At 54.4% G+C, this 14,001-nt stretch carries 15 protein-coding genes; 13 read left to right on the forward strand and 2 right to left on the reverse strand.

Features of this window, described 5'->3' with window-relative positions; all coding sequences use genetic code 11:
- Positions 1-4 precede the first annotated feature (4 nt).
- From GC56T3_RS05850 to spo0A, 12 genes are all read left to right on the forward strand, one after another.
- Positions 5-406, forward strand: coding sequence for an Asp23/Gls24 family envelope stress response protein (locus GC56T3_RS05850; protein WP_013144769.1), 402 nt, complete (start codon positions 5-7; stop codon positions 404-406).
- A 192-nt stretch (positions 407-598) separates the two neighbouring features.
- On the forward strand, positions 599-991 hold the full coding sequence (gene nusB / locus GC56T3_RS05855; protein ID WP_011231879.1) for a transcription antitermination factor NusB: 393 nt from the start codon (positions 599-601) through the stop codon (positions 989-991).
- Between the two features lie 59 nt (positions 992-1,050).
- Entirely contained in the window at positions 1,051-1,905 is an 855-nt protein-coding gene (gene folD / locus GC56T3_RS05860; RefSeq protein WP_013144770.1) for a bifunctional methylenetetrahydrofolate dehydrogenase/methenyltetrahydrofolate cyclohydrolase FolD, read from the forward strand.
- Positions 1,906-1,916: 11 nt separating this feature from the next.
- The gene (gene xseA / locus GC56T3_RS05865; RefSeq protein ID WP_013144771.1) at positions 1,917-3,263 is read left to right on the forward strand and encodes an exodeoxyribonuclease VII large subunit; all 1,347 of its coding nucleotides are present in this window, start codon (positions 1,917-1,919) and stop codon (positions 3,261-3,263) included.
- The gene (locus GC56T3_RS05870; protein ID WP_012820585.1) at positions 3,260-3,490 is read left to right on the forward strand and encodes an exodeoxyribonuclease VII small subunit; all 231 of its coding nucleotides are present in this window, start codon (positions 3,260-3,262) and stop codon (positions 3,488-3,490) included. Before xseA ends, GC56T3_RS05870 begins: the two co-directional genes overlap by 4 nt.
- A gap of 3 nt (positions 3,491-3,493) precedes the next feature.
- The gene (locus GC56T3_RS05875; RefSeq protein WP_012820586.1) at positions 3,494-4,387 is read left to right on the forward strand and encodes a polyprenyl synthetase family protein; all 894 of its coding nucleotides are present in this window, start codon (positions 3,494-3,496) and stop codon (positions 4,385-4,387) included.
- 247 nt (positions 4,388-4,634) lie between these two features.
- The gene (gene dxs, locus GC56T3_RS05880) at positions 4,635-6,527 is read left to right on the forward strand and encodes a 1-deoxy-D-xylulose-5-phosphate synthase (RefSeq protein WP_013144772.1); all 1,893 of its coding nucleotides are present in this window, start codon (positions 4,635-4,637) and stop codon (positions 6,525-6,527) included.
- Between the two features lie 3 nt (positions 6,528-6,530).
- Positions 6,531-7,379, forward strand: a complete 849-nt coding sequence (locus GC56T3_RS05885) for a TlyA family RNA methyltransferase (protein ID WP_013144773.1) — start codon at positions 6,531-6,533, stop codon at positions 7,377-7,379.
- A 49-nt stretch (positions 7,380-7,428) separates the two neighbouring features.
- Positions 7,429-7,878: a transcriptional regulator AhrC/ArgR gene (gene ahrC / locus GC56T3_RS05890; protein ID WP_013144774.1), complete on the forward strand. Its 450-nt coding sequence runs from the start codon at positions 7,429-7,431 to the stop codon at positions 7,876-7,878.
- A 126-nt stretch (positions 7,879-8,004) separates the two neighbouring features.
- Entirely contained in the window at positions 8,005-9,726 is a 1,722-nt protein-coding gene (gene recN, locus GC56T3_RS05895) for a DNA repair protein RecN (protein WP_013144775.1), read from the forward strand.
- A gap of 273 nt (positions 9,727-9,999) precedes the next feature.
- On the forward strand, positions 10,000-11,295 hold the full coding sequence (spoIVB, locus tag GC56T3_RS05900; protein WP_013144776.1) for a SpoIVB peptidase: 1,296 nt from the start codon (positions 10,000-10,002) through the stop codon (positions 11,293-11,295).
- A gap of 384 nt (positions 11,296-11,679) precedes the next feature.
- Positions 11,680-12,498: a sporulation transcription factor Spo0A gene (gene spo0A / locus GC56T3_RS05905; RefSeq protein ID WP_193568255.1), complete on the forward strand. Its 819-nt coding sequence runs from the start codon at positions 11,680-11,682 to the stop codon at positions 12,496-12,498.
- 151 nt (positions 12,499-12,649) lie between these two features.
- On the opposite strand, the gene GC56T3_RS18415 is transcribed toward spo0A, so the two are convergent.
- Positions 12,650-12,802 (reverse strand): YycC family protein, encoded by a 153-nt coding sequence (locus GC56T3_RS18415; RefSeq protein ID WP_011231868.1) that lies wholly within the window; start codon positions 12,800-12,802, stop codon positions 12,650-12,652.
- A gap of 108 nt (positions 12,803-12,910) precedes the next feature.
- Here GC56T3_RS18415 and GC56T3_RS05910 point away from each other — a divergent pair, with 108 nt between their 5' ends.
- Entirely contained in the window at positions 12,911-13,639 is a 729-nt protein-coding gene (locus tag GC56T3_RS05910) for a glycerophosphodiester phosphodiesterase (protein WP_013144778.1), read from the forward strand.
- 74 nt (positions 13,640-13,713) lie between these two features.
- On the opposite strand, the gene GC56T3_RS05915 is transcribed toward GC56T3_RS05910, so the two are convergent.
- Complete coding sequence (locus GC56T3_RS05915; RefSeq protein WP_013144779.1) at positions 13,714-13,962, reverse strand: DUF2627 domain-containing protein; 249 nt, start codon at positions 13,960-13,962, stop codon at positions 13,714-13,716.
- Positions 13,963-14,001 lie beyond the last annotated feature (39 nt).

Here is a 14,001-nt window from a genome sequence, read left to right on the forward strand (position 1 = left end):
CCTTATGTCTGAGCATGTCTTTGAAACAGAGCAAGTGTACCCGGCGCTCGGCAAGGTGGAAATTGCACCGGAAGTGATTGAGGTGATCGCTGGCATCGCGGCGTCAGAAGTCGACGGCATCGCGCAAATGCGCGGCAATTTTGCCGCCGGCGTCGCCGAGCGGTTTGGAAAGAAACACCATGGCAAAGGCGTCAAGGTTGATTTGCGCGACGACGGCGTCGTCATCGATCTTTATTGCCTCGTCCAGTTTGGCGCATCGATTCCGAACGTGGCGAAAAAGGTGCAGGAAAATGTGCGCCAGGCGCTTTGGAACATGACCGGCCTCGAGGTGAGCGAAGTGAACGTTCATATCGTCGGCATCCAGTTTGAGGGCGGCAAGCAGGAACAAGGCGTCATCGAACAGTGATCTCGCAAGGCAGTTGCTTTTTCGGCGGCTGCCTTTTTGTTTTTTTGGCCAAAGTTTGTTATTGTAATGAACGAGGCCGTTATGGCGCAACAAACGGCAGCGCGAATGATTTGTGGGAAAAGGCTGGCTTTTTCCGAAAAATATGATATGATTTCATTGTGAATGTTCGTTTTTTTGGAAAGGGGGACCGCCATGAAGCGGCATGAAGCACGGGAAAAGGCGTTGCAGGCGCTGTTTCAAATCGATGTCGGACGCATTCCACCAGATGAGGCGCTCCACAATGTCACGGGCGGCGGTGACATCGACCCGTTTTTGCGCCAGCTCGTCTTTGGCGTCGTCGAGCACCAGGAGGAGATTGACGAGCTGTTGCGCGCCAATTTGGAAAAATGGACGCTTGAACGCGTCGCCAACGTTGACCGCGCCATTTTGCGCATGGCGACGTACGAGATGAAATACGCCGATGATGTGCCGGTAAGCGTCAGCCTCGATGAGGCGGTCGAGCTGGCGAAAAAATTCGGCGATTGGAAATCCGGAAGTTTTGTCAACGGCGTGCTTTCGAAAGTGAAGGCGGCGCTGCAAAAATAAAACCGGCTGCATCGCGGGCTGATATCGAACGATGAACGAGGAGAGGGGAACGAAACACGATGACAGCACAAATCATTAGCGGAACGGAGATGGCGAGGACGATTCGCACTGCATTGGCGGATGAAGCCGCACAGTTGAAAGCGGACGGCGTTGAGCCGGGGCTGGCCGTCATTCTAGTCGGCGACGATCCGGCGTCGCATTCGTATGTAAAAGGAAAACAAAAAGCGTGCGCCGAGGTCGGCATTCGCTCGTTCCTTTACACGTTTCCGGCGGCGATCGACGAAGAGACGCTGCTTGCGAAAATCCGCGAGTTAAACGTCGATCCGGCGGTGCACGGCATTTTAGTGCAGCTGCCGCTGCCAGATCACATTTGCGAATGGTCGGTCATTGAAACGATCGCACCGGAAAAAGATGTCGATGGGTTTCACCCGATCAATGTCGGAAAAATGATGATCGGCCAACGGGCGTTTCTCCCGTGCACTCCGCATGGCATTTTAGTGATGGTGCAATCGGCCGGCATTGACATCGCCGGCAAGCACGTCGTCGTCGTCGGCCGAAGCAACATCGTCGGCAAACCGGTTGGCCAGCTGTTTTTGCGCGAACATGCCACCGTCACCTACACTCACTCGAAAACGCCGGATTTGGCCGCCATCACTCGGCAGGCGGACATTTTGATCGTCGCTGTCGGCAAGGCGCGCCTCATCGGCCCGGAACACGTCAAGCCCGGGGCGGTCGTCATCGACGTCGGCGTCAACCGGCTTGAGAACGGCAAATTGTGCGGCGATGTCGATTTTGACGCTGTGAAAGAAGTGGCTGGCTATATTACGCCGGTGCCGGGTGGAGTCGGGCCGATGACGATTACGATGCTCTTGCACAACACGATTGAAGCGGCGCGGCAGCTGGCCGCAAAGTGAGGGCAGGATCAGTGGAAGTCAGATATGTGACGGTCGGGGCGTTGACGAAGTACATCAAACGCAAGTTCGATGTCGACCCGCATTTGCGCGATCTATGGGTGAAGGGCGAGATTTCGAATTTTAAGCAGCATTCGCGCGGCCATATGTATTTTACGTTGAAAGACAGCCAAGGACGCATTGCCGCCGTCATGTTCGCCGGCTACAACCAGCATTTGCCGTTCCGTCCTGAAGATGGGATGAACGTGCTCGCGCGCGGGGAAATTTCCGTCTATGAACCGAACGGCAACTATCAGCTTTATGTCAAAGAAATGCAGCCGGAAGGTGTCGGAAGCCTCTATTTAGCCTACGAACAGCTGAAGCAGCGGCTCGAGGCGGAAGGGTTGTTTTCGCCGGTCCATAAAAAGCCGCTTCCAGCTTTCCCTCGCTGCATCGGCGTCGTTACATCGCAGACTGGAGCGGCGGTGCGCGATATTATGACGACGATTCGCCGCCGCTATCCCCTCGCTAAAGTCATTTTGTTTCCAGCGCTCGTTCAAGGGGACGGGGCGGCGCCCTCCATCGTGCGCGCCATCGAGCGGGCGAATGCGTTCGGCGGGGTTGATGTGCTGATTGTCGGCCGCGGCGGCGGCTCGATCGAAGAATTGTGGGCGTTCAATGAAGAAATCGTCGCTCGCGCCATCTTCGCCTCAAAAATACCGATTATTTCCGCTGTCGGCCATGAAACAGATTTTACGATCGCCGACTTTGTCGCCGATTTGCGGGCGCCGACGCCGACGGCAGCAGCTGAGATGGCGGCGCCGCATGTTGGGGAGCTCGCTGAGCGGCTCGCCGAGCGGAAATGGCGGCTCATCCGCGCCATGAAAGAGCGGCTTGCCGCTGATAAAGAGCAGCTTCGCCGGCTGCAAGGATCCTACGCATTCCGCTATCCCAAGCGGCTCTATGAACAAAAAGAACAGCAGCTTGATGCGTTGCTTGAGCGGCTTAGCCGCCAACGCGAACGGCTCGTCGACAAACATCGTCAGCGGCTGCATGAGCTTGACATGAGACTATGGCGGCACCATCCGGCTGCAGAGCTTGAGCGGATGAAAGAACGGCAAAAGGCGGCCGCCAATGCGCTGGAAAAAGCGATGCGCACCGCGGTGGAGCGCCATCGGTTCCGCTTTCGCTCCAACCTCGCCCGGCTTGAGGCGCTCAGTCCGCTTCGCATCATGGAGCGCGGCTACAGCTTGGTGTACAATGAGCAGGGCGAGCTCGTGAAACGAACGAACCAGCTTCGAATCGGCGAGCATCTTTCCATTCAAGTTCAAGACGGACGAGTCGATTGTCAAGTGACGGGAGTGGAGGAAAAACACGTATGAGCGAAGAAAAAGAGATGACGTTTGAAGAAGCGATGAAAAAACTGGAGGAAATCGTCGAAAAGCTCGAGGAAGGGAACGTGCCGCTTGAGGAGGCGATCGCCTTTTTTCAAGAAGGCATGAAACTGTCCAAGCTTTGCCATGATAAATTGCAGCATGTGGAGAAACAGTTGGAGTACATGCTGCGCGAAGACGGCGAGCTTGTCCCTTTTTCGCCGGAGGAGGAGTGACGGGTGGCGCAGCTTTCGGTTGAACAGTTTCTCAACGAACAAAAACGGGCCGTCGAGGCGGCGCTTTCCTCCTATATGGCGCGGCTTCGTGGGCCGGAGACGCTGAAAAAGGCGATGGCCTACTCGCTTGAGGCCGGCGGCAAACGAATCCGCCCGCTTTTGTTGCTGGCGACCATCCAAGCGCTTGGCAAAGACCCGGCGATCGGTCTGCCAGTCGCTTGCGCCATTGAAATGATCCATACGTACTCGCTCATTCATGATGATTTGCCAAGCATGGACAACGATGATTTGCGGCGCGGCAAACCGACGAACCATAAAGTGTTCGGCGAGGCGATGGCCATTTTGGCCGGGGACGCTTTGTTGACGTATGCCTTTCAATTGATGGCCGAAATCGATGATGATCGCGTGCCGCCTCCCGTCCGTCTGCAGCTCATCGAGCAGCTCGCGAAGGCGGCCGGCCCGGAAGGCATGGTCGCTGGACAGGCGGCTGATATGGAGGCGGAAGGAAAAACGCTGGCGCTTGCGGAACTGGAATACATCCACCGCCATAAGACGGGGAAAATGCTGCAATACAGCGTGCACGCCGGCGCCCTGCTTGGCGGCGCCGATGGTCGGCAGACGCGCGAACTCAACGAGTTCGCCGCACATTTAGGCCTCGCCTTTCAAATTCGCGACGATATTTTGGACATTGAAGGAATGGAAGAAAAAATCGGCAAGCGAGTCGGCAGCGACCGCGACAACAAGAAGGCGACATATCCGGTGCTTCTTTCGCTAGGCGGTGCTAAAGAGAAACTGGCGTTTCACATTGACGCCGCGAAGCGCCATTTGCAGCAAGCCAAAATCGATGACGCGGTGCTGGCCTACATTTGCGAGCTTGTCGCGGTCCGCGACCACTGATGCGGGGCGGCGGCCTCTTGTTCCCGTTGTTCGCTTTCCTTCGGGGCGGAGGCGGCCTTGTTTTTTTGGTTGTTTTCCGCCGGGCGGCCGCCGCAAGTTCTATAGATACACCACAAAACGCGTCCTAGTGGTGACGGGCTGCGTTGGCGGGAAAAGTCGATTTTTCGCGCCGGATCATGTATAATAATACTACCTGTACGAGGAGAAACGGCTCGGAGAACGACAGAATGAAAGCGAGTGATCTTTGTTGGACTTGACAAAAATTGACCATCCGCGCGTTGTCAAAAACATGTCCATTCCTGAGCTGAAACGGTTAAGCGCCGAGATTCGGCGGTTTTTAATTGAGAAGTTGTCGAAAACAGGCGGACATATCGGCCCGAACTTAGGGGTCGTCGAGCTGACGATCGCCCTCCACCGCGAATTCGACAGCCCAAAAGACAAACTCATTTGGGATGTCGGACACCAGTCATATGTGCATAAAATTTTGACCGGACGCGCCGCCGCGTTCGACACGCTCCGCCAATACAAAGGGCTGTCCGGGTTCCCGAAACGGAGCGAAAGCGAGCATGACGTGTGGGAAACGGGCCATAGCTCGACGTCGCTGTCGGCGGCGATGGGAATGGCGATCGCCCGTGATTTGAAAGGGACGGATGAATACATCGTGCCGATCATCGGCGACGGGGCGCTCACCGGCGGCATGGCGCTTGAGGCGCTCAACCATATCGGGCATGAGAAAACGGATATGATTGTCATCTTAAACGACAATGAAATGTCGATCGCCCCGAACGTCGGCGCGTTGCACAACATCCTCGGTCGGTTGCGCACCGCCGGCAAATACCAGTGGGTGAAAGATGAACTGGAGCTGCTGCTCAAGCGCATCCCAGCGGTCGGCGGCAAGCTGGCGGCGACGGCCGAGCGGCTGAAAGACAGCTTGAAATATTTGCTTGTCTCCGGCGTGTTTTTCGAAGAGCTCGGGTTTACGTATTTAGGCCCGGTCGACGGCCACGATTTTGAGGATTTGCTTGAGAACTTGCGCTATGCGAAGAAGATGAAAGGCCCCGTGCTTGTCCATGTCATCACGAAGAAGGGAAAAGGGTACAGTCCGGCGGAAAACGACAAAGTCGGCACATGGCACGGCACAGGGCCGTACAAAATCGAAACCGGCGCTTTTGTCAAAACGAAAGAGGCCGGTCCGTCATGGAGCGCGCTTGTCAGCGAAACCGTGCGCCGGCTCGCCCGCACCGACCCGCGCATCGTCGCGATTACGCCGGCGATGCCGGTCGGCTCGAAGCTGGAAGGGTTCGCAAGCGAGTTCCCCGATCGGATGTTTGATGTTGGCATCGCCGAGCAGCATGCGACAACGCTTGCAGCTGGATTGGCGACGCAAGGGATGAAACCGTTTTTGGCCATTTATTCGACATTTTTGCAGCGCGCCTATGACCAAGTCGTCCATGATGTATGCCGGCAAAACTTAAATGTCTTTTTCGCCATTGACCGTGCTGGGTTGGTCGGGGCGGACGGCGAAACGCACCAAGGGGTGTTTGACATCGCCTTTTTGCGCCATGTGCCGAACTTGGTGTTGATGATGCCAAAAGACGAAAACGAAGGACAGCACATGGTGTACACCGCCATCCGCTACGACGACGGGCCAATCGCCATGCGTTTCCCGCGCGGCAACGGGCTTGGCGTACCGCTTGATGAGGAGCTGAAAGAAATCCCAATCGGCACGTGGGAAGTGTTGCGCGACGGCTGCGATGCGGCGATTTTGACGTTTGGCACGACGATTTCGATGGCGCTTAAGGCGGCCGACGAGCTGGCGAAAGACGGCATATCGGTGAAAGTCGTCAACGCTCGCTTTTTGAAGCCGATGGACGTGGCGATGCTTCACGAACTGCTTGAGAGCCGCCTGCCGATCTTAACGGTCGAAGAGGCGGTGCTGCAAGGCGGCTTTGGCAGTGCTGTGTTGGAGTTTGCTCATGATCATGGTTATCACGGAGCGGTCATCGAACGGATGGGCATCCCGGACCGCTTTATCGAACATGGAAGCGTCAGCGAGCTGCTCAATGAAATCGGGCTGACGTCGACCCATATCATCGACCGCATCAAAACGATGATGCCAAGAAAACAGAAAAGGGCTTGAGACATGAAAGGAAAAAAAGAACGGCTCGATGTGCTGCTTGTTGAACGAGGGCTGGCGGAAACGCGGGAAAAGGCGAAGCGAGCGATCATGGCCGGGCTTGTCTATTCAAACGACATTCGACTCGATAAGCCCGGAGAAAAAGTGCCGGTTGACATTCCGCTTGAGGTGAAAGGCAACCCGCTTCCGTACGTCAGCCGCGGTGGGTTGAAACTGGAAAAAGCGTTGCGCGAGTTTCATATTCGCGTGGAAAATAAAATTGTTCTTGACATCGGCGCGTCGACCGGCGGTTTCACCGACTGCGCCTTGCAGCATGGGGCGAAGCTGACGTATGCCGTCGATGTCGGCTACAACCAGCTTGCTTGGAAGCTGCGTCAAGACGAGCGCGTCGTTGTGATGGAGCGGACGAACTTCCGCTACGTGACGCCGGATCAGTTTACGAAAGGGCTGCCGGAAGTAGCTGTCATCGATGTCTCGTTTATTTCGCTGCGTCTCATTTTGCCGGTCGTCAAGACGGTCATGGTGCCGGGCGGCGATGTGATTGCGCTCGTCAAGCCGCAGTTTGAAGCCGGCAGGGAAAAGGTCGGCAAAAAGGGGATTGTTCGCGACCCGAACATTCACGAGGAAGTGCTCGAATCGATCATTCAATTCGCCTGTGCGGAAGGATTCGATGTTTTGCACTTATCCTATTCGCCCATTACAGGCGGCGATGGCAACATTGAGTTTTTGCTTCACGCCGTTTATTCGGGAGAAAATCGCAAAGGGGAAAACCGTCTGTCGATGCCGATCGCACATATCGTACGTGAGGCGCACGCCCATCTACGTGGCGACAGGACAGAGGGGAATGGCGAATAGAGGCGGGAAACAACAGCGTGGCATTTTGCAAGCAAAGAGGTGGCGCAGTGTGAACAAAGGGCAAAGGCATATTAAAATTCGCGAAATCATTATGAACCATGACATTGAAACGCAAGACGAGCTTGTCGACCGGCTGAGAGAAGCTGGCTTTAACGTCACCCAGGCGACCGTCTCGCGCGACATTAAAGAAATGCAGCTCGTCAAAGTGCCCATGGCCAATGGCCGCTACAAGTACAGCCTTCCGTCCGACCAGCGCTTCAATCCGATGCAAAAGCTGAAGCGGGCGCTTGTTGATGTGTTTGTGAAGCTTGACGGAACGGGCAACTTGCTTGTGTTGCGGACGTTGCCGGGCAACGCCCATGCCGTCGGCGTCTTGCTCGACAATTTGGATTGGAACGAAATCGTCGGTACGATTTGCGGCGACGATACGTGCCTGATCATTTGCCGGACGCCAAAAGATGCCGAAAAAGTGTCCGACCAGCTGTTGTCCATGCTCTAGGCGAGGACCGGCCCAGCTCCCGTTCTGCGTTCAAGGACGGAACGACAGGGCGGTCCTCGTTTGCAAATCCGAACATACGTGCTATAATCAAAAGTGGAATTAATCGGACAGGCAAGGAGTGATGAAATGCTCGCCGAGCTGTCGATTAAAAATTTCGCCATTATCGAGTCGCTCTCGTTGTCGTTCGACAAAGGGCTGACGGTGTTAACCGGCGAAACGGGAGCCGGCAAATCGATCATCATCGACGCGATTCATTTGTTGATCGGCGGACGCGGCTCCGCTGAATTTGTCCGCTTTGGAGCGGAAAAGGCGGAAATCGAAGGGCTGTTTTTGCTTGATGATGACCGCCATCCGTGCTGGCAAAAATGCGCAGACGTTGGCATCGACGCCAGCGACGGCATGATCGTGTTGCGCCGCGATATTTTCGCCAACGGCAAAAGCGTCTGCCGCATTAACGGCAAGCTCGTCACGACGGCGGTGCTGCGCGACATCGGGGCGACGCTTGTTGATATTCACGGCCAGCATGAACATCAAGAACTGATGGATACGTCCCGCCATCTGCCGCTTTTAGACGAGTTTGGCGGCCTAGAGGCGGCAGAGGCGCTTGCTCGCTACCGCGCCGTCTACGAGCGGTATGAGGAGCTCGGAAACAAATTGAAAAAGCTGAGCGAAAATGAACAGCAAATGGCGCACCGGCTTGATTTGCTGACGTTTCAGCTGCGCGAAATCGAGCAGGCGGCGCTCGAGCCGGGCGAGGACGAGCGGCTGATGGAGGAAAAAGTTCGCATCGTCAATTTTCAAAAAATTTATACCGCGCTGCAGAAAAGCTATGAGGCCCTCTCCGGAGAGGGACGCGGGCTTGATTCCATCGGGGAGGCGATGCGCCATCTCGATGACGTCGCAGGCATGGATGCAACGCTCAAAGATGCGCATGAAACGACGTCGAACTGCTACTATTTGCTCGAGGAAGTCATGTACAAGCTGCGCGATCAAATTGAGGAGATGGAGTACGACCCAGAGCGGCTCGATGCCATTGAAAGCCGTCTCGCGGAAATCGGGCAGCTCAAACGAAAATACGGGGCGACGATCGCCGATATTTTGCACTACGCCGAGACGATCGCCGAGGAAATCGAGACAATCGAAAATCGCGAAACGCATGTGCATGAGCTTAAGCAGCAGCTCGCTCTGGTGACGGACGAGTTGCTTACGGAGGCGAAAAACGTCACCGCTGTTCGGCAAACATATGCCCAGCGCCTGATTGAGCGCATTCATCAAGAACTGAAAGACTTGTACATGGACAAAACGAAATTTGACATCGTATTTGCCAAGCGTGAAGGATCGCTTGACGCCCCCTTGGTCGACGGCGTGCCGGTTAGGTTCCAAGAAGACGGCATCGATGTCGTCGAGTTTTACATTTCGACGAACGTCGGCGAGCCGTTAAAACCGCTCGTCAAAGTCGCTTCCGGCGGCGAGCTGTCGCGCATTATGCTGGCGTTGAAAACGATTTTTTCCAAACATCAAGGAGTGACGTCGATTGTTTTTGATGAGGTCGACACCGGTGTCAGCGGACGCGTCGCCCAGGCGATGGCGGAAAAAATTTACCGCATCGCCAGCCAGTCGCAAGTGCTTTGCATTTCCCATCTGCCGCAAGTCGCTGCGATGGCGGACACGCACTTGTTGATCGCCAAAGAGACGGATGGGGAACGGACGAAAACAGTCGTGAGGAAGCTCAATGAGGAGGAGAAAGTGAAAGAAATCGGGCGGATGATTTCCGGCGTCGAGATGACGGAATTGACGAAACGGCATGCCAAAGAGCTGTTGGAACTGGCGGCGAAAATGAAACATTGATTCCTGTTTCCCCTGTTCGTCGAGGGGAGGCGCATCCCTCTCAAAGCGGGCCGATTCCGCCTGCCTGTTCTGCCTTGGCGCCCGCTTTCCTTAAGAGAACTACGGTGTTTCATAAAGATAAGCAAAAAGCCGCGCGGCTGTCCGGATGCAAGTCCATCCAATTCCGGGCAGCTTTTTTATCGACAGGGCGATTATATTTTCCCCGGTTCAGGCAAAATTAAAACTGTAACCGTTTTTGCATGGTGTAGGCGGGAGCGAGGAGAGTGGACGACATTGAATAAAGAAACGGCGCGAAAAATCGCAGGAGTGCTTCTCCTTGGTATATTGACGGCCATCGCCTTTTCCAAACCGATGAAGGAATATTGGCAAATTCCGAAGCAGCTTGTCCTGTTTGAAGGCGATGCGGTTGAATTTCCTGCCGCTTCTCTTCCCGTGCAAGCGGCCGTCAATGACCGAAACGCTCCCAAAACGCTCAATATTGAGCGAAAAAACGGTTCTCTGTCTGTAAAGGCGAAACGCCGCGGACATGAAACGATGGTGTTGCAGGTTGCCGGAATGCCGATCAAGCAAGTGGATGTCAACGTGCTGCCGACGCTCAAAGTCATTCCCGGCGGACAATCGATCGGCGTCAAGCTCAATACCGTCGGCGTTCTTGTCGTCGGTTACCACCTTGTCGAAACCGAAAACGGGAAAAAATCGCCGGGAGAGGCAGCCGGCATTCAAGTTGGCGACATCATTATCGGCATTAACGGCCAAAAAATCGAAAACATGAGCGACCTCTCCCCTTTCATCGAGGAGGCCGGCAAAACGGGAAAACCGCTTCATCTAAAAATTCTGCGCGATCAGCACTCCATGACGGTGAAGCTCGTTCCGCTGAGAGACAAGCATGACGATGTGTACCGCATCGGCCTGTACATTCGCGATTCGGCCGCCGGCATCGGGACGATGACATTTTACGACCCCAAATCAAAAATATATGGCGCACTTGGCCATGTCATCTCTGACATGGATACGAAAAAGCCGATTGTCGTGCAAAACGGGCAAATTATGCGCTCGACCGTCACATCGATCGAAAAAGGGACGAGCGGCAATCCAGGTGAAAAATTAGCCCGCTTTTCCGACGGCGAAGAAGTGATCGGCACGATCACCACCAACAGCCCGTTTGGCATTTTCGGCAAGCTGATCAAACCACTGCCGAATGGTCCGTTCACAAAACCGATCCCGGTTGCCTTGGCGAACCAAGTGAAAGAAGGACCGGCAAAAATATTGACAGTGGTGGAAAACGACAAAGTCGAGCAGTTTGACGTGGAAATTGTCAGCACCATTCCGCAGAAATTTCCGGCGACCAAAGGCCTCGTGATTCGCGTCACGGACCCGCGCTTGTTAAAGAAAACAGGGGGCATCGTCCAAGGGATGAGCGGCAGTCCGATCATTCAGGATGGAAAACTCGTCGGCGCAGTGACGCACGTTTTCGTGAACGATCCGACATCCGGCTATGGCGTCCACATTGAGTGGATGCTGCAAGAGGCAGGCATCGATCTATACGGCAAACAAAAGAAAGCGAGCTGACAAAGTCGGCTCGCTTTTTCCCGGCAGCCAACATTCGATTCTTGCGTATATTTGGTGAAATGACGAGTGATGATTTGGTCACCATTCATCTCTTCCTGATCATCCCAAGGCCAATGTTTCGAAATGCTGTGAGCGGCTTGATTGATCTCGCCATATTGATTAGGCTGCCACTAAAAATTTTTCAAAAAAGGCGGCAAAAATTTTGCCGGTTTGGCATAGATATTTGGTGAAACATCCGTTAAAATGAAATTTGTAAAGATTTTTCGACAAACGCATCGCTGGTGAAAACGAATATTGTCTAATGAGCTCGTTTTTTGTTATAATTTTTATTTTTTGAAAAATAAAAGGATTTTTTGCCGCTGTTGTCGAATGTACGTTAATGGAATGTTACATAGCAAGAAAAAGTGGGGGAGGACGATCGTTTTGAGCATTAAGGTGTGCATTGCCGATGATAACCGCGAATTGGTGACATTGCTTGACGAATATATCTCGAGTCAGCCGGACATGGAAGTGATTGGCACGGCGTATAACGGCCAAGACTGCCTTCATATGCTCGAGAAAAAGCGGCCGGATATTTTGCTTCTGGACATCATTATGCCGCACTTGGATGGGTTGGCTGTGCTTGAGAAAGTCCGCGCAGGTTGTGAGCATCAGCCGAGCGTCATTATGCTGACGGCGTTCGGCCAGGAGGATGTCACGAAAAAGGCAGTAGAACTCGGCGCTTCCTACTTCATTTTAAAACCGTTCGACATGGAGAATTTGGTCCATCACATTCGGCAGATTCATGGCAAAACGGCGCCGATGGTCAGAAAAACCGGCTCTGCCTACCAGGCGCGCGACAACAAACCGAAAAATTTAGATGCGAGCATTACGAGCATCATCCATGAAATCGGCGTCCCGGCGCATATTAAAGGCTATCTGTACTTGCGCGAAGCGATCGCGATGGTGTACCACGACATCGAACTGCTCGGCTCCATCACGAAAGTGCTCTATCCGGACATCGCGAAAAAATACAACACGACCGCCAGCCGCGTCGAGCGCGCCATTCGCCATGCGATCGAAGTCGCTTGGAGCCGCGGCAACCTCGAATCGATTTCCTCGCTGTTCGGCTATACGGTGAGCGTCTCGAAGGCAAAGCCGACAAACTCGGAATTCATCGCCATGGTGGCCGATAAGCTCCGGCTTGAGCATAAGGCATCGTAACGGAAAACGAATGATAGCCAAAGCGGCAAGACGCTCCGCAATCGGGGGCGTCTTTTTTGCCGTTTGGCGGCTTGCTGGAACGAAAAAAGGGGGAACGCGGCTTGCGCCGGTGTGGTGTACAGAGGCGGCTTTACCGCCAAGGGCCAGACGGTTAAGACGGGTCGTTTTCTTTTTCTTTTTTCTCCAATTCCAGCAGCTTGTTCACCAAAATGTGCGGCGGCATATGCATGATCTGCTCGATCGGCACGCCGAGCGCTTTGGCCAGCTTTTGCGCTGTTTCCAGCGAAATTTTCAACGGCTGCATCATCTCACCTCGTTTGTTCATAGTATTACTTTTAGTATAACGAACGACCGCCGGTTTCGGCCAGCTCGTTGGCTGAACGGCGAATAAAGGCGAAAGGAAGAAGGCAGAATGACATTGATTTTTGCCCACCGCGGGGCGGCGGGGACGCACCCGGAAAATACGATGGCGGCGTTTATCGAGGCGGAAAAAGCGGGAGCGGACGGCATTGAATTGGATGTGCAGCTCACAAAAGACGGCGAAGTGGTCGTCATTCATGACGAAACGGTCGACCGGACGACGGACGGCAGCGGCTGGGTGAAAGACATCATGTACCGCGAACTGCGCCGATTGAACGCGGCGGCCATGTGGGACGGCAAGCACGGCCATTGTCCGATTCCGCATCTTGAGGAAGTGCTTGCTTGGCTGTCATCAACACGGATGGCGGTCAACATCGAGCTGAAAAATAGCCTCATTGCCTACGAAACGCTTGAGCAAAAAACGATCTCCCTCGTGCGCCGCTATGGGCTTGAGAAGCGGACGATTTTGTCATCGTTCAATCATCATAGTATGCGCCTTTGCCGAACGCTTGCACCGGAAATCGAGACGGCGCTCTTGTACACAGAGCCGCTGAACGACCCATGGACGTATGTGCGGGCGATGAGCGCTGACGGGGTGCATCCGCACTATCGGACGGTGACGGCGAAGTTCGCGGCTGAGGCGAGGCGGCGCGGGGTGGCGGTCCGCCCGTTTACGGTAAATAAGCGAAATGTGATGAAAACGATGTTTGCTTATGGCGTTGACGCCGTCTTCACCGACTACCCGCGCCAAGCGAAACAATGGAAAGAGAAAACGCCTTAATGAGAGACGTTAAGGCGTTTTTTGTTTGCCTTGATATAAATGTTTCCCAATACAACAGGCATCAACATTCCGAATCAAGGTGTTTTTCGTTTTCGTTGAAAACGCGCCTGCACTTTGTTGCGCTTCCGGTCGCGGTGCAGCAAAAAACCGCCGAGAAACGCCAGCCCGGCGGCAAACAGCGCGAGCCCGGCGAGAAATTGCAGCCATAAGGCAGAAAACAGCGGCCCGCTGATGCCGAACAACGCATCGCGCATCCACTTGATGCCAAGCGCCGCCGAAAGCCCCGGGATGACTAAAATCAACAGTGCAATCATTCGCCCCATCGCGATCGCGTTCCTTTCCGAAAAGAGTGGCCTTATCGA

Source organism: Geobacillus sp. C56-T3 (assembly GCF_000092445.1).
Taxonomy (GTDB): Bacteria; Bacillota; Bacilli; order Bacillales; family Anoxybacillaceae; genus Geobacillus; species Geobacillus thermoleovorans.

Bases quoted from the DNA above. Each gene is read 5' to 3' on its own strand.
- recN (WP_013144775.1), top strand. From the start codon at position 8,005: ATGCTCGCCGAGCTGTCGATTAAAAATTTCGCCATTATCGAGTCGCTC.
- GC56T3_RS05870 (WP_012820585.1), top strand. From the start codon at position 3,260: ATGAGCGAAGAAAAAGAGATGACGTTTGAAGAAGCGATGAAAAAACTG.
- GC56T3_RS05850 (WP_013144769.1), top strand. From the start codon at position 5: ATGTCTGAGCATGTCTTTGAAACAGAGCAAGTGTACCCGGCGCTCGGC.
- nusB (WP_011231879.1), top strand. From the start codon at position 599: ATGAAGCGGCATGAAGCACGGGAAAAGGCGTTGCAGGCGCTGTTTCAA.
- spo0A (WP_193568255.1), top strand. From the start codon at position 11,680: ATGTTACATAGCAAGAAAAAGTGGGGGAGGACGATCGTTTTGAGCATT.
- GC56T3_RS05915 (WP_013144779.1), bottom strand. From the start codon at position 13,962: ATGGGGCGAATGATTGCACTGTTGATTTTAGTCATCCCGGGGCTTTCG.
- folD (WP_013144770.1), top strand. From the start codon at position 1,051: ATGACAGCACAAATCATTAGCGGAACGGAGATGGCGAGGACGATTCGC.
- GC56T3_RS05910 (WP_013144778.1), top strand. From the start codon at position 12,911: ATGACATTGATTTTTGCCCACCGCGGGGCGGCGGGGACGCACCCGGAA.
- GC56T3_RS18415 (WP_011231868.1), bottom strand. From the start codon at position 12,802: ATGCAGCCGTTGAAAATTTCGCTGGAAACAGCGCAAAAGCTGGCCAAA.
- GC56T3_RS05885 (WP_013144773.1), top strand. From the start codon at position 6,531: ATGAAAGGAAAAAAAGAACGGCTCGATGTGCTGCTTGTTGAACGAGGG.